At 38.2% G+C, this 15,848-nt stretch carries 10 protein-coding genes; 7 read left to right on the top strand and 3 right to left on the bottom strand.

The annotated features are described in order from the left end of the window. The first annotated feature begins 881 nt into the window (after positions 1-881). The 4 genes from AW17_RS12360 (at position 882) to AW17_RS12375 (ending at position 5,322) form a co-directional block, all read left to right on the top strand. Positions 882-3,326, top strand: a complete 2,445-nt coding sequence (locus AW17_RS12360) for a TonB-dependent receptor domain-containing protein (RefSeq protein WP_029276807.1) — start codon at positions 882-884, stop codon at positions 3,324-3,326. A 230-nt stretch (positions 3,327-3,556) separates the two neighbouring features. Next, the gene (locus AW17_RS12365) at positions 3,557-4,195 is read left to right on the top strand and encodes a thiamine phosphate synthase (RefSeq protein ID WP_029276809.1); all 639 of its coding nucleotides are present in this window, start codon (positions 3,557-3,559) and stop codon (positions 4,193-4,195) included. Positions 4,196-4,270: 75 nt separating this feature from the next. Beyond that, complete coding sequence (locus tag AW17_RS12370) at positions 4,271-4,831, top strand: hypothetical protein (RefSeq protein WP_029276811.1); 561 nt, start codon at positions 4,271-4,273, stop codon at positions 4,829-4,831. After that, on the top strand, positions 4,828-5,322 hold the full coding sequence (locus AW17_RS12375; RefSeq protein WP_029276813.1) for a GNAT family N-acetyltransferase: 495 nt from the start codon (positions 4,828-4,830) through the stop codon (positions 5,320-5,322). Before AW17_RS12370 ends, AW17_RS12375 begins: the two co-directional genes overlap by 4 nt. Before the next feature lie 158 nt (positions 5,323-5,480). Here AW17_RS12375 and AW17_RS12380 read toward each other — a convergent pair whose 3' ends face one another. Continuing rightward, a complete protein-coding gene (locus tag AW17_RS12380; RefSeq protein WP_029276815.1) occupies positions 5,481-7,922 on the bottom strand; it encodes an outer membrane beta-barrel protein in 2,442 nt (813 codons plus the stop codon). A gap of 323 nt (positions 7,923-8,245) precedes the next feature. Here AW17_RS12380 and AW17_RS12385 point away from each other — a divergent pair, with 323 nt between their 5' ends. Both AW17_RS12385 and AW17_RS12390 read left to right on the top strand, forming a co-directional pair. After that, positions 8,246-9,859, top strand: coding sequence for a sensor histidine kinase (locus tag AW17_RS12385; protein WP_029276817.1), 1,614 nt, complete (start codon positions 8,246-8,248; stop codon positions 9,857-9,859). Between the two features lie 7 nt (positions 9,860-9,866). After that, positions 9,867-10,613 carry a LytR/AlgR family response regulator transcription factor gene (locus AW17_RS12390; protein ID WP_029276819.1) on the top strand — a complete coding sequence of 249 codons (747 nt, stop codon included), beginning with the start codon at positions 9,867-9,869 and terminating at the stop codon, positions 10,611-10,613. Between the two features lie 514 nt (positions 10,614-11,127). On the opposite strand, the gene AW17_RS12395 is transcribed toward AW17_RS12390, so the two are convergent. Further along, on the bottom strand, positions 11,128-12,807 hold the full coding sequence (locus tag AW17_RS12395; RefSeq protein ID WP_029276823.1) for a dipeptidyl-peptidase 3 family protein: 1,680 nt from the start codon (positions 12,805-12,807) through the stop codon (positions 11,128-11,130). 113 nt (positions 12,808-12,920) lie between these two features. On the opposite strand from AW17_RS12395, the gene AW17_RS12400 reads away from it, so the two are divergent. Beyond that, complete coding sequence (locus tag AW17_RS12400; protein WP_051691806.1) at positions 12,921-13,757, top strand: N-acetylmuramoyl-L-alanine amidase; 837 nt, start codon at positions 12,921-12,923, stop codon at positions 13,755-13,757. 278 nt (positions 13,758-14,035) lie between these two features. Here the strand turns inward: AW17_RS12400 and AW17_RS12405 are convergent, their stop codons facing one another. Beyond that, positions 14,036-15,691, bottom strand: coding sequence for a glutamine--tRNA ligase/YqeY domain fusion protein (locus tag AW17_RS12405; protein ID WP_029276827.1), 1,656 nt, complete (start codon positions 15,689-15,691; stop codon positions 14,036-14,038). Positions 15,692-15,848: the final 157 nt, after the last annotated feature.

Here is a 15,848-nt window from a genome sequence, read left to right on the forward strand (position 1 = left end):
ACTAAGGGAAAAAACGGTAGCGGATTGCATCATCTCATAGGCATAAAAACCTTGACGAACTTTTAATGTGCCGCTACCGCTTTAGGTAATCTGATTTATAATTTAAGCAAAGTAAATACTTGTGATCCTTAAATAAAATATCAAAACAAATCTAAAGGACGATCTTTCTACTGGATTTTGTCATTGATAGCATAACCAAGGACATCTATTGACCATTTATCAATCTCAAGAGGTCTTCGAGTATGCTCAGTTTAACAACCGCAGGTGTAGTGTTTAACTTATAAATCGTCCCTTCGGGACGCTTGCCGGGTAGCCAATTGTATAATTGGCGTTTTCGTTCCGTAGGAACGTTTGGTGATCATCCATTAATATTTTACACCTGCCTGGCCATTTAAACCCGATCAAAGCGGGATGCTGCCGATTTAAGCACTATTTTTTTGCTTTTTATGGTGTGCTTGCTTGTTTCACAGGTTTCATCTGCAGCAGAAGCGGGAGCGGGACTGAAGATGCCAAGCACACAGAGCCTTTCATTTTCTAAACCTAAAAAGCTCAAAATTTCCCATTAAGCTGTCAATTTTTAAGTAATTAACCCACAATACATCAAAAAACACGCTTATTGTTAAATATTTTCTACATTTGCACCATCATTAGGGGTGCCTTGTTTAAATAAACACAAAAACAGGCTGAGATCATACCCATTTTATAGGCGAAAGGTAGCGCGTAAAAGGTGAAGGGTAAAACCCTAGCTATAAACCTCAAAACCCTAAACCTTATAAATGCACCTGATCCGGGTAATGCCGGCGTAGGGATTGGAGTTATGGAAGTTTAACTGAAAATCGGCAATGCCCCTTTTCCGATGGGTTTAACTAAAAACAATAAAATTGAAAAATTTACTTTTTGCAGCACTTGTTGCAATGTTGCCTTTCTTTGTATCGGCACAGATTACTGTTACCGGTAAAGTAACAGATCAAAACCAGCAGCCACTTCCCGGCGCTACGGTTAAATTAAGAAATCAAAAAACCGCAGTTGTAAGTGATGCCTCCGGAAATTACAGCATCACTAACCTGGTTAACAGAAAATACACTATTGTGGTAAGTTATGTAGGTTATAAAACAATCGAAAAAGCTGTAGAACTTAAACAGCATACCACGCTGGATTTTAGCCTCTCGCCTCAAAATTTCTTAGCTGATGAGGTAATTGTTCGTGCAACACGGGCAACAGAAAAATCAGCAACTACGTATAAGAATATTAGCAAGGAAGAAATCCAACAGAATAACTTCGGACAGGATCTGCCTTTCATCCTTCAGAACACACCAGGAGTTGTGGTTAATTCTGATGCTGGTGCCGGCGTAGGCTATACAGGTATCCGTATCCGCGGGAGCGACAATAGTAGGATCAACGTAACGGTTAACGGTATTCCGATCAACGATAGCGAAAGCCAAGGTACGTTTTATGTAAACATGCCCGATTTTGCTTCATCAGTAGATAACATTCAGATTCAGCGCGGTGTAGGCACTTCAACCAATGGGGCAGGTGCATTCGGTGCGAGTTTAAATATCCAGACAACTACCAGCGAAATGGAGCCTTATGCCGAAGTAAACAGCACTTACGGCAGTTTCAATACCTGGAAAAACACCGTTAAGGTTGGAACTGGTTTGATTAACAACCGCTTTAGCTTTGATGGCCGTTTATCAAGAATCAGTTCTGACGGTTATGTAGACCGTGGTTCATCACTGCTTAAATCATATTTTCTCTCTGGTGCCTACCATGGCAATAAAGACCTGCTGCGCGTAAATGTCTTTTCAGGAAATGAGAAAACCTATCAATCGTGGAACGGTATTCCGCAATCACGCTTAGAAAATGATGTGGTTGGAATGAATGCCTATATTGACAGAAACGGATTGGGTGCGGAAGATGCGGCAAACCTTCTAAATTCGGGAAGAACTTATAACAGTTTCTTGTACAATAACCAAACGGATAACTATACACAAAACCATTACCAGTTAATTTATGCCAGACAGTTTTCTGATCAGTTTTCTTTTAACGGCGCTTTACATTATACTAAAGGCGAAGGTTATTATGAAGAATACAGGGCACAGGATGAACTGAAAAATTATGGCTTAAATCCGGTTGTTATTCCAGGGGGAACACCGGTTACAAGCACAGACTTGATTCGTCGCCGCTGGTTGGATAACGATTTTTATGGTGTTACCTATGCTTTTAACTACGTGCCTCAAAAGAATTTAAACTTTACTTTGGGCGGTGCGTATAACGAATATAAAGGTGCCCATTTCGGGCAGGTGATCTGGGCCCAATATGCCTCAAATGGAAATATAGACAGGCATTATTATGATAACGATGGTTTTAAAACCGATTTTAACGTTTATGGTAAAGTAAATTATAGCCCGGTAGAATCGTTAAGCTTATTTGCCGACCTACAGTACCGTCGGGTATATTTCGATGTTGCCGGAACGGAAAACAAACTGAACACTTTGGCTGTTAACGAAACCTTGAATTTCTTTAACCCGAAATTTGGTGCAACCTATTTTATCAATCCACAGAGCAATGTATATGCCTCATTTAGTGTGGCCAACAAAGAGCCTAACCGCGATGACTATACAGATGCTGCTGAAGGTATTTCTCCAAAACCTGAGCGTTTGAATGATGTAGAGTTAGGTTACCGTTTTAAAAACGATAAATTTAATGTAGGTGCAAATGCCTATGGTATGTTTTATAAAAACCAATTGGTCGTTACAGGGAAAATAAATGATGTGGGCGGAAATTTCCGCCAGAACGTAGACAGAAGCTACCGTTTAGGGATTGAGGCAGACGGTTCATACACCATCTCTTCTCAATTTGTATTAAACGTCAATGCAGCATTGAGTAGAAACAAAATCAAGAACTTTACCGAATATTATGATGACTATGATAACGGTGGACAGGTGGTAAACAACTATAAATTAACCGACATCTCCTATTCTCCAAGTGCTGTTCTTTTTGGGGAGCTGGTTTACAAACCTGTTAGTGGTTTTGCTGTAGCCTTACAGAGCAAATATGTAAGCAAACAATACCTGGATAATACGCAGAACAACGATAGGACCATTAACGGCTACTGGGTAAGCAATGCACGTTTGGGTTACGACTTTAAATTTGCAGGTGTTAAAAACGTAAACCTTGGTTTATTGGTAAACAATATTTTCGATAAGAAATACGAAAGCAATGGTTATACCTATGGCTACCAGGCAGGTGGAAGCAGGGTAACCGAAAACTTCTTTTATCCACAAGCAGGAACTAACTTTTTGTTAAGTTTGAATGTGAAATTTTAATCTGTTATTCAGAGTTGACAACTTTCCAGGCAAATCGCCTATTAAAGTTGTCAACTCGAACCATTAATTGTTGGTTCACTAAACAAGATCCTATTCAGATGGTCTGTGCGCCATATAGTATGAAACTGAAAAAAGGTTAAAGCTAAAACAGGATCGTCCTCGCGAAATATACTTGCAATGGCGATTTTGTTTATATTGCCCTCCTGATCTTAAAATCCTGTTCACCCAGTATGAAATATATAGAGAGGCTTCATTACATTACGCACGATATCCCCCATTTAAGCCATATCGAACAGGCACAACAGGCCTGCGAGGCTGGCGCAAAGTGGATCCAATACCGTTGCCTAAGCAAAAGTGATGAAGAACTCTTACAGGATATTAATGCGATAGCCGAAATCTGTGATGATTGGGGTACCACCTTAATCGTTACCGATCATGTTCATTTAAATGGAAAGGCCGATATACAGGGTTTTCATATAGAAAATATGGATGCCGATTTTATTGTCCTGCGCAAATTGGTTGGCAATGATATTACCCTTGGAGGATCGGCAAATACAATAGAAAATTTAATCAGACTTGCCCACGAAGGAGCCGATTATGCTGGTTATGGTCCATTTGCAGAAACCGAAACCAAACCCAATAATTATACGCTTCTAGGTATCGAGGGCTATCAACAGGTAATAAAAGAATTGAAGGCTATGTCCATCAATATTCCGGTGTTGGCGGTGGGCGGGATAAAAACCTACGATGTAGAAGCTTTAATGCAAACCGGTATTTATGGTATAGCCGTCTCCGGAGCTATTAATTTTGCAGATGATTTTATTGAAACCTATCAAGATTTTTACACATTGGTTAAAGAAAGCGCCTAGTATATCGTTAATCATTTTTACCCCTAACTGATTCTTCCTATACCGTACTTAAAGCGAAATTTCTATATTCGCAGTATGTCTTCACACCATATTGTAAAAGAAAAACAAGAGCCGGCTTTATACATCGATGAACTTGGGAATTTTAACGAAGAGCTTTTGGGCCAACTGCTCGAATGGAGCCCTACGCTTTTGGTTAACGGAGAAAATTACGATAAGATTTTTTCTTTAGGCTTAAAGGTAGATGTGCTGGTAAACGGGAACGGACAGGAAACGCAAGAGGATACAAAAGTTATTCAAGGCCCTGTTGATGCTTTAATGGTGGCGGTAAATTATCTGTACGAAGAGAAATATCCTGCGGTAAATGTAATTGCGAAGAAATTTGATCTGGAGAAGTTTGCAGGATTTGAAGACAAAATTAATCTGGTGGTGTTTACTGAAAGATCGAAGCACTATCCCATAAAACCGGGATTCTCCGTTTGGAAACCTGCAGGAAGTGAGTTCCTGATCCATGGCAACCGATATATCGAAGTAACTAACCTGGTGCAGAATGAAGAAGAAATTTTTACTGTAGTTAAAGATGGCTTTGTAGAATTTACCTTTTCAGGACAACCAATTTTTATTAGCGAACCAATATGATTACCCTCAGAAAAGCAAAAGAAGAAGATATAGAAATCATCAGGGCTATTGCTGCGGCAACCTGGCCATCAACCTACCTCGATATTATCGGGCAGGAACAGATTGATTACATGTTGGATAAAATGTACAACAAAGGAGAACTCCTAAAGCAATTTATGGAAGGGCATATTTTCCTGATTGCAGAGGAAGGCGAAAATCAGTTCGGTTTTGCAGGATATTCTATTGTTGGACACGAAGAGCGTATTTACAAACTGCATAAGCTTTATGTGCTGCCATCTGCACATGGCAAAGGTGTTGGGAAAATTTTAATTAATGAGGTTTTTAACCAGGTAAAAGATGCCGGGGGAAGTGCTTTACAATTGAATGTGAACAAACATAATAAAGCCAAAGATTTTTACCTAAAAGGAGGTTTTACCATTAAAGAGTCGGTAAAACTGGATATAGGTGAAGGTTACTTTATGGACGATTATGTAATGGAATACAAGTTTTAATTTTTGTAATGATTTGGTCTGTGGGGACACAGATCAAGGGCGAGGTATAGTTGGATCGTCATTTCGACTGAAGCGCAGTCCCGAAGCTTCGGGAGAGAAATCTTTTAACATAGTCCAAAGATTTCTCCACTACGGTCGAAATGACGATAAAATCACCCCTAATTTTTCATACGGCCTTGTTCCGCTTCGGTTCCCGTTGCACGGCGGCGGGCAGGTTTAATTTCATTTTTACCAAAACGATAGGTAAAACTGATTCTACCAATTTGAGTTTCATTTTTTTGATGTACCGAGTAAGTTAAACCCGGATAGGCACTTGATAAATTGTTTTCAGACATATTAAATACATCTGATAAGGCCAATTTCAAACTTGCCTTTTTGTTAAACAGCGATTTACTCAAACCCGCATCCACATAATAACGGGCTTTTAAACTTAGCGTTCCATAATCAAGCGGAGATTCGTAACTGCCATTAATTTCTGCCGTAAAACCATCCATAATGGTAAAGGTTTGTTGCGATTTAAATTGGAAAGAGGTTTTTCCGGTTTTTAAAGCGCTCCCGGCCAAATCCGGCGATTTGAAACTGAGGTAAAAAACATTTAAGTTATTGTTGGTCTGCCACCATTTCGTAATCTGAACTGGTACGTTTAAATTGGCATTGTAGCTAATGTTGGTGGCAATATTTGCATTCGTTTGATATAACGATTGATTTGCTGCATCAGGTAAAATTACCTGTGCAATTACATCGTTAACCCTGCTATAGCCAATTGAGAGCATATATTTTTGCAATAGTGTATAACTAAGCTCAAAATTGTGTGTATACTGTGGATTTAAAAAGGGATTTCCTTTGCTATAGGTAAATTCGTCTAAGTAATAAATAAAGGGATTTAAAGCATCATAACTTGGTCGGTCTATCCTTCTGCTATAAGAAAAACCCAACTGATTGTTTTTTGAAAGCGTTTGCTGAACAAACAACGTTGGAAAGAAATCCCAGTAATTTCGTTCTACAACAGTATTTTTGGTAATCAGATTTCCTTTCGAATTGGTTTGCTCAACCCTTAAGCCAATCTGTACGCTGGTATTTTTAAACTGCTTGTTTATATTGGTATAAGCCGCATTTACATTTTCATCGTACACAAACTGGTTGCTTCGTTTTACATCGTTCTGCCAGGCATTGTTTGCCAACATTTCCGCCTGCAGGTCATTGTCGGTTTTAACCCAGCTGCTTTTAACCCCGGCTTCGAGTTTAACCGTTTTGTTAAGTGATACATTATAGTCGACTTTAAATGCTTTGATATCAATAATAGATGGGGTGTTGTTGCGGGTATACCTGATCGGGCGGATTCTGTCTCCATTTTGAAACCGGTAATCGTTTTCATAATTAGAACCATCGTTCCCTTTGTATTTGGAATAATCTACATCTGCAGAGATTTCTGAACCCGCGGTATCCAGAACAGATTTATAATTTAAGTTATAAGAAACATTATTGTATTTGTTTGCCTGCAATGAGTTGGTTATCAGACTGGAATCTACCTGGTTAAAAGATGGGCCAATTAAAGTATTGTTTACCGTAGTTTCATTTCCATGGTTAAAGTAGCCGTTTACCAATACACCAATGGTATTCTTTTTATCAATAAAGTAATCTATACCTGCTTTAAAGTTATTGTTCTGTTGCTTTCTATGACTGGTGCCCACCTGCATAAAATAAGTATCTGGTGTTCCGTTCGAAATCCGGTCGATAGCGATCAGGTTATCACGCTCAAACTTACCATAGTTGTAATTACCAAAAAGATTAAGTTTCTGTGTGCGGTGGTTCAGGTTTAAACCCGCATTTGCCCTTAGGTTTTTACCATATCCTAAAGATCCGTTTATACTGCCGTTTGTTCCACCGTTTTTACTTTTTTTGGTTTTGATGTTGATAATGCCCGAGTTGCCAGAAGCATCGTATTTTGAAGACGGATTGGTAATCAGTTCAATGCTCTCAATCTCCGAGCTCTGCATGTTACGCAGTAGATTCGCCACATCGGCACTGCTCATGTAGGTCTGTTTTCCATCCAGTTGAATTAGCACGCCTTGTTTTCCCATCATCGAGATCTTATCATTCTGATCTACCGTTACGCCTGGTGCTTTTTGCAAAACTTCCAGCGCAGTAGAACCTGTCATAATCGAACTATTGGAAACGTTCATCACGATCTTATCCATTTTTCTCTCGATTAATGGTTTAGTTACAGCTACATTCACTTCTTTTAAATTTTGAGTGCTTGCGGTGAGCTGAGCCGTTCCGAAATCTACCTTTTGATTATCTTCTGTTAAAACGATGGTTTTACTTTTAAGCGTTTTGTAACCCATGTTACTGGCTTTATAAAAATAACTCCCCTTACCCGAAACATTAAAATTAAATGTTCCGTTTGGATCGGTGAATGCCGTTTTAACCACGCTCGAATCGGATGCTTTAAAGAGCACAACGGTAACGTAATCTGCAGGTTTTTTGGTTTCATCTAAAATTACCCCACTGATGTTCGGTTTTGGATTTGTTTGCGCAAAAGCAACTGTAATGGTAAAAAGGAAAGTAACGACAAGTGATATTCTGTATAGTGTTTTCATTTTTAGGTGTTTATTCTTAAAAAAAATAGGCAAAAAGATTTCTATACCGCATGTACATGCGCTTTCAATTTAATTGCTCGCTTATTTTAAAGTTTAGCCCGGAAACGAAAGGTTTCCGCTTGTTTAGTTATAAGTAAGACGACCGTTTTTTGAAAAGGTTACAGGGAAAGTGAAAAAGTCCCGAGTCGGCTTATTCTTCACTGTGAACATTCAAATACTGCGAAAAACAATACCTCTACTATTTCAAACACCACCTTTCCTGTTTTATGGTTTTAGTTTTGCTATTATTGCTACAAGTTTGATGAAAATTAAAACTTAACATTATGAAAAAGACGACTCTCATATTGCTCAGCCTCTTTATTTCCTTATCTGCCGCATATGCGCAAAAAGGCATTAATTTTTCTAATAACATTGCTGCTGGAGGAAAATTGCTCATGCATGTAGATAGTGGAGCCAGAAACGTTTTTTATGCTATTGGATTTCCCAATCAACCCCGCACATCCTTTAATTACTTACCTGATGTAAACCATGTAAGTATCTCGATTAATTTTAGAAAGAATATTAATATACGGCACTATCGGTACACCATTTTGGCAGATAACAAATCCATTGCGCTCAATAAGCCGATTAACATGGCGCAGCTGAAAGATACACACGCAGAAGGAGATGAAGAACTGTTCAGTTCGACAACACTGGGCATTTTCCCTGTAAAAGATAAAACGGTTACCACACTTGTTTATAGTATAGATAAACCGCAGGATATCGATAAAGCTGTTTTTTACGGAAAGTCGATACCGAGAGCAAAAATCCTATCTTTTTCAATGCTGAGCAAAAGCGATCAGGTCTATAGCACCAGCTGGGTAAAAGACCCAAAAGGGAGCACAAACTTTACTTTCACTGAAAAAGATCTGCAGCTAACCATTGTTAAAGACAAATCGGATATTGATTATCTTTACTATACCTCAATAAAAGACAAAAAAACCAATAAAATCATTTTCGAATCAACTACCTGGCGATATGGTGGCATCATAAGTGAAGATCATGAGCAACTACCTTTTATAGAAATTGATAAAAACATTTTCAAAAAGTCGGGCGAGTATGAAATTATTATTCAGCCATCAATTAAATGGACCAGTTGCTTTGATTGCGATATTTCACCAAAAGAAACCGAAAAATACGTAACCCGCCATACGCTTTTTATCACTTTAGCTGAAGAAAACTATACTAAAAAAGAACTTTACAGTTATGCATTAATGGCAACATTTGTTATTGGTTTAAATTTTTTACTGATACTTAATGCGATCAAAAGAAGAAACAAAAAAAGGTTGACAGTTGAAGAACAGCAAAAAAACACGGCAAAGCTTCAGCTTAACTCCATTCGTTCCCAGTTAAACCCTCATTTTTTATTTAATGCACTTTCTGGCATTCAAAATTTAATGAACAAAAACGAAATAGACAATGCCAATAAGTACCTGTCTAAGTTTGCCCGCTTAACCCGTAATGTGCTTGATGATAAAGAACTGGTTAGTTTATCACAGGAAAAAACTTTACTAGACGATTACTTGCAAATGGAGCAATTGCGGTTTGGCTTTAAGTACGAAATTAACCGTTCAGAAAACTTAGATAACGTAGAAATACCCAGCATGCTGCTACAACCTTTTGTTGAAAATGCGGTGAAGCACGGCATATCGAAAAAAGCTACGGACGGAAAAATTGTAATCACATTTACTAAGCAAGCAAATGATTTGGTGTTAACTGTTACCGATAATGGAAATGGATTTGACACAGAAAAAAAGAACAATGGTTTAGGTCTTCAATTAAGTAACAGTAGAATAGCACTCTTAAATAGTATTTATAAAGAAAATCGCTTTACTTTAGCTATACAGCCCAGCACAAACGGCACTAAAATAAGCTTAACACTAACCGATTGGCTATAATATTATAATGAAGGCAATTTTAATAGACGATGAAATTTCCAATTTAGAAAACCTACGGACTTTGTTAGAAAAGCACTGTCCGCAGGTAAGTATAATGGCAACAGCGCAAAATATTAATGATGCGGTTGATAGTATTGAAAAATATTCACCTGATTTAGTGTTTCTGGATATTCAAATGGGCGAGCAAACAGGTTTTGATGTACTGAAGCTGCTTCCAACACGTAATTTCGAAGTTATTTTTGTTACCGCATACGATCAATATGGGATACAAGCAGTAAAATTTGCCGCCTTAGATTATCTTTTAAAGCCCATTGATATTGAAGAATTGATAAAGGCAGTAAATAAAGCCGAACATAAACTGGCAACACAAATACAAAATCTACAGCTTGATTTTTTGCTGCAACAATTAAAAAAGCCCGAAACCAATGTTAGCAAGATTGCGCTACAGATGCAGAGCGAAATAAGGTATGTTGCTTTATCAGAAATTATACGTTGCGAAGCAGACAATACTTATACCCGCTTTTTCCTTTCAAGTAATGAAAAAATTTTGGTTTCCAAATCACTTAAAGAATATGCAGATTTACTGCGCCCCAGTGGATTTTTAAGAACTCACCAAAGCCATTTAGTAAATCCAAAATATGTAAAAAGCTGGTTAAAAGAAGATGGTGGTATTTTACTCTTAACCTCTGGAGAAAAGATACCCGTTTCTAAGCCCAACAAAGACACTGTAAAACAAGCCTTGCAACAGCTCTAAGTAATATAAGTCTTTATTTAGCCTCTTCATATAATATTAATCGAGAAGCATACTGCTAAAAATATGATCTAACGCGATCGTCATCCTGAGGGTTAATTTATTGTGCAAAAACCCATATAAATGACATTTAATTATTGGTCTTGTTCAATATGTGATTCTCCTCTTTCAGAGGGGTGTCCGCAGGACGGGGTGTTTTATTAGTCCTAGCCGGACAGGCCTTTTTCTTTTGGCACCAAAAGAAACAAAAGTGTCGGCTGAAAATTTTTGTATTGAAGTTTCTGCTTGGGCTTGGCCTGTGGATTCCCAAAAATTTGTTAGGCCGATTTAAGTTGAACGGGGATACGGTGCTGTGGCCTAGCTGGGTGGAAATGCGAAAGCAGTTAAAGCGCTGATTAATAATGATTTGCAAAATAACGTCAATGGTAGCCACTTAAGCAAAAACACAAAAAAGCCACAGATAAACAAGCTTACATCTGCATATCTATGGCCTTTAATTCCTCGTAAAAGAAATCTTTTATTTTACCCCAAGTACATCAACACCTTGTTCGAAAACAACATCAACCGGAATATTCTTTTTGGTCAACCGGTCCAGATCTGTTTGAAGTTCTGTATGAATAACCGCTTTTTCTTTTTGTGCTTTTTCTACCGCAACTTTATCACCGTTACCCTGAAGGGTAAGAATGAATGCGCTTAAATCGTTCATGGCAGTTGCAAATTTTTCGAAGTTTACCTTGTAAGTACCTTTAGCGGTACGCTCAAAAGCACCTTTCTCCTGAAAATAATTAAAGCATTGCATATTGGCTTTTCCATGCGCCTCAGAAACACCGAAGCGAACAGAACGTAAAATACCAGCCATAAATGTGGTGTAATAATCTTTTATGTCACCTTTCAACTCCCCCTTTTTAAGTAAGCCTGTTACCATATATAAGCCTAAAATATCGGCTTTGCCTTCTTCAAGCCAGCTATACTGTTCTTTTAACGCCGCACGCACAAAACCTTTTCCGGTAATGGTTTTTTTAATGCCTAAACCATGAGCTACTTCGTGAAACATTACGTTTGCAAAAAAAGCATCAAACTTAATGTATTGTTGTTGATCGGCTTCAATTAATTCTTTTGAAATCGGCACCAATATCTTATCAAACTTAGCCTGCATCGCATTTTTCAGCTGTGAACGGCGTGTTCCTTTTTCCTGTTGGATTTTTTCATCGTTCGGAAGATTAACGGCAATGGTTTTCGATCCGGCATTGCAGTCTCCTGCATAATAAACCACATCATATGCATTTAGCTCAGAGTCGGTTCCAGGTGTTTCGGTTTTGTATTTCGCCGCAACAGGTAAGTTTTTCTGTAATTCAGGAAGCATTTTTACGTACTTCGCCAAGCGCTTGCTCCACTCTTTATCTTTGATTAAAACATAAGCTTCGTAACTGGTACGGGCATTAAACAGTTTATCCTCGTAATTTTCAATGGGGCCGATAATAATATCCAAACCATTGGTTTTCATATCTAACCAGGCATAATCACTTGCGGTAAAATTATCCGTTACCAAAGCATCGGCCCTTAAGTTTAAATATTTTTTTAAACCGGCATCTTCAGCAATTAAAGCGGCCTGTTTTAATAACGAGCTTGCTTTTTGTAATTCTGAAGCAAATAATACATGATAGGGTACAGTTGATAATTTGCCGGTACTGTCTTTTTGAATAACCGAATATGCACCAAACTTATCAGCAAGGTCCGATTTCTCTATGGCTTCTTTTGTAATACCGTACGGATAAAAAGATGCGCCCTCTGGTTTGGCGCCAACACCTTCAACAAAAGGTTTATCATTATTTAATCTATCCCAGGGGCCATAATTAATGTTAACAAAATCGCGTGTTTTTTCATCTTTAATAGTTGCCAGCAAGCTATCTCTTTGTGGGTAGGCTTGTTTCCAGTATAATTGATCCATAATTTCTGCTGCCTGAATTAATAAAGGCAAAATTTTACGGTCGTTAACACTTAACTCATTTATATTGGTGGTTAATTTTACCCTTTCGTAAATAGGCAAGCGTTGTGCAACATAATTGGTCAAACTATCTTTTTGTACTACCACAGCCTTTTCATCTTTAGATTTATTATTGCCGGTACAAGACGATAAGGTGCCTACAGAAATAGCTACTGCCGATAAAAACAGGGTTGATTTGTATAAATTCTTCATATTAAAGTATATGGCTGCTAAATTAGTAAATTTTGAAAGCTTTGTATAAAGTTTGATGCATTGGGTGAAGTTTAAGATAACTTTGTAACTTCAACTTGCTAACAATTCATACCATGTTATTTTCCAATTCATCAAAATCATTATCTATTTCCGCTTTTTCTCTTGTACTTATTTTATCTGCCTGCGGAAGCAGCAAATATGCTGCAACAGAAAAAATCTATAAAGAAAAGGCAAAGGATTTTTCGAAAATAATCAATACCACGCCACCGGTTGGTCAACTTTACGATTCATTAGGAGCAACAAACCAGGAATGGATTGGTTCTGTAAATTTTGGGATACGTAAACCAAATTTTGTGGTGATCCACCATACTGCGCAAGATAGTTTGGCACAGACCATAAAGACATTTTTCTCAACTAAGGCAGGTACAAGTGCGCACTACGTCATTAGCCGTGACGGTAAAGTAGTGCACATGGTGAATGATTATTTGCGCGCGAACCATGCGGGCGTGAGTAAATGGGGAAAAGATACCGACTTAAACTCTTCATCGATAGGAATTGAATTGGATAATAATGGCTTAACTGACCCATGGCCTGATGCACAGATCAATAGCCTGCTAAAGTTGTTGGCCACTTTAAAGAAAACCTATGGAATCCCGACAGCGAATTTTATCGGTCATGCCGATATAGCACCTAAACGAAAAAATGATCCTAAAAATTTCCCCTGGAAAAAACTGGCAGATAAAGGCTTTGGCTATTGGTATGATGATGTGCTGAAAAACCCTCCGGTAGATTTTAATACCGAAATGGCCTTAAAATATATTGGTTACGATACCCGTAATCTCCCTGCAGCAATTACCGCTTTTAAAATCCATTTTATACAGAGTGATATCACACCGACTTTAACACCAGTAGATATATTGGTGCTGTATAATGTGTATACGAAGTATTAGGCGAGAGGCGTTTGGCGTAAATTAAACTCACATCGCCCAATCGTCCTCCTGAACTTGTTTTACTGCGTAGCTTTCCGCTTCGCTACAGGTCAGGATCTTTAAAAGTAGAATTAGTCCGGAAGTCAGATGACGGAGGTCCGAAGTTTATGGTGCAAAAAACCAAATGCTAATACTGCTAGCCCATATTCTCTTCTCCAGGCATTGGAATCCAAATTCTAGCAAAAAAAACACGGATAAATCTGTGTTCATCCGTGTTTATCTGTGGTTTAAAAAGCTAATTAATTCGGCTTCTTAAACGTATCTTTTAGTGTAACTGTACGGTTAAAAACCAATTTATTTACTGTAGAATCTCTATCTAAACAGAAATAACCTTTACGGATAAACTGATAACGGCTTTCCAGATCTGCATCTGCCAGGGCTGGCTCGATATAAACATTAGGTAAAACTGTTAAGCTTTCAGGGTTTAGGTAATCTTTAAAATCTCCTTCCTCAGCATCTGGTGTTTCAGAAGTAAACAAACGGTCGTACAAACGGATTTCGGCAGTTTTGGCATGCGCAGCACTTACCCAATGGATGGTTCCTTTAACATTTATGCCGCTGGTATCATTCCCGCTTTTCGATTCTGGGATGTAAGTACAATGAATTTCGGTAACGTTTCCGTTTTCATCTTTTACAAAATCTTCACATTTAACAATGTAAGCAAATTTTAAGCGTACCATTGCACCGGGTGCCAGGCGGAACCATTTTTTTGCGGGTACTTCCATGAAATCTTCACGTTCTATCCAAAGTTCGTTGCTGAAAGGGATCACACGCGTGCCACCACCATCTTCAGCCTCTGGATTGTTTTCGCCGATTAAATCTTCTGTTCCTTTTTCGTAATTTGTAATCACCAGTTTAATCGGATCTAAAACCGCCATTACACGGTTAGCCGTTTTATTTAAATCTTCGCGGATACAAAATTCCAATAAACTTAGCTCAATTAAATTTTCGCGTTTGGCAATACCTATACGTTCGCAAAATTCGCGGACACTCTTCGGTGTAAAACCTCTCCTACGCAAACCACTAATGGTAGGCATGCGCGGATCGTCCCATCCATTTACTAAGTTTTCGTTAACCAGTTGAAGTAACTTACGTTTACTCATTACAGTGCTGGTAAGGTTTAAACGGGCAAATTCATATTGTTTTGAAGGAAAAATCTCTAATTTTTCGATAAACCAATCGTACAGTTCACGGTGCGAAACATATTCCAATGTACAGATAGAGTGCGTGATGTTTTCTATACTATCGCTTTGTCCGTGAGCAAAATCGTACATGGGGTAAATGCACCATTTGTTACCGGTACGGTGATGTTCAGCATGTTTGATGCGATAGATAATCGGATCGCGCATTAACATATTCGGACTGGCCATGTCGATTTTTGCTCTCAAAATATAAGCACCATCGGCAAATTCGCCATTTTTCATTTTCGTGAAAATGTCTAAATTCTCTTCAATGCTGCGGTTACGGTATGGGCTATCCTGTCCTGGTTCTGTTGGCGTGCCTTTTAAAGCTGCAATTTCATCTGCAGAACTCTCGTCAACATAAGCCAAACCTTTTTCAATCAGTTTAACGGCAAAACCATACAGCTCATCAAAATAATCTGAGGCATATAATTCATTTTTCCAGTTAAAACCCAACCATCTGATATCTTCTTGCTGACTGTTTACATATTCTGTTTTTTCTGTTACCGGATTGGTATCGTCAAAACGCAGGTTGGTATAGCCGCCGTATTTTTGTGTTAGTCCGAAATTTAAGCATATTGCTTTCGCGTGGCCGATGTGTAAATAACCATTAGGTTCTGGCGGGAAACGCGTAACCAAAGTTTCATACTTACCACTATTTAAGTCGTTCTCAACAATTTCTTCAATAAAGTTCAATGACTTCTCTTCACTCATAAAAACCTGTAAATTAGGAATGCAAATGTAAAAAGATTGAGCGGATTTATACAATGATTAAAGGTTTATTAGCCCATAGTTGATGGCCGATAGCCCAGAACTTCATTATAGTGCTATGAAAGAACAAATATATTAGTATTATAGGCTAATGCGCTAT

It is taken from the genome of Pedobacter borealis DSM 19626, from assembly GCF_000708285.2.
Taxonomy (GTDB): domain Bacteria; phylum Bacteroidota; class Bacteroidia; order Sphingobacteriales; family Sphingobacteriaceae; genus Pedobacter; species Pedobacter borealis.

Bases quoted from the DNA above. Each gene is read 5' to 3' on its own strand.
- AW17_RS12375 (WP_029276813.1), top strand. From the start codon at position 4,828: ATGATTACCCTCAGAAAAGCAAAAGAAGAAGATATAGAAATCATCAGG.
- AW17_RS12405 (WP_029276827.1), bottom strand. From the start codon at position 15,691: ATGAGTGAAGAGAAGTCATTGAACTTTATTGAAGAAATTGTTGAGAAC.
- AW17_RS12365 (WP_029276809.1), top strand. From the start codon at position 3,557: ATGAAATATATAGAGAGGCTTCATTACATTACGCACGATATCCCCCAT.
- AW17_RS12400 (WP_051691806.1), top strand. From the start codon at position 12,921: ATGTTATTTTCCAATTCATCAAAATCATTATCTATTTCCGCTTTTTCT.
- AW17_RS12385 (WP_029276817.1), top strand. From the start codon at position 8,246: ATGAAAAAGACGACTCTCATATTGCTCAGCCTCTTTATTTCCTTATCT.
- AW17_RS12370 (WP_029276811.1), top strand. From the start codon at position 4,271: ATGTCTTCACACCATATTGTAAAAGAAAAACAAGAGCCGGCTTTATAC.
- AW17_RS12390 (WP_029276819.1), top strand. From the start codon at position 9,867: ATGAAGGCAATTTTAATAGACGATGAAATTTCCAATTTAGAAAACCTA.
- AW17_RS12380 (WP_029276815.1), bottom strand. From the start codon at position 7,922: ATGAAAACACTATACAGAATATCACTTGTCGTTACTTTCCTTTTTACC.
- AW17_RS12395 (WP_029276823.1), bottom strand. From the start codon at position 12,807: ATGAAGAATTTATACAAATCAACCCTGTTTTTATCGGCAGTAGCTATT.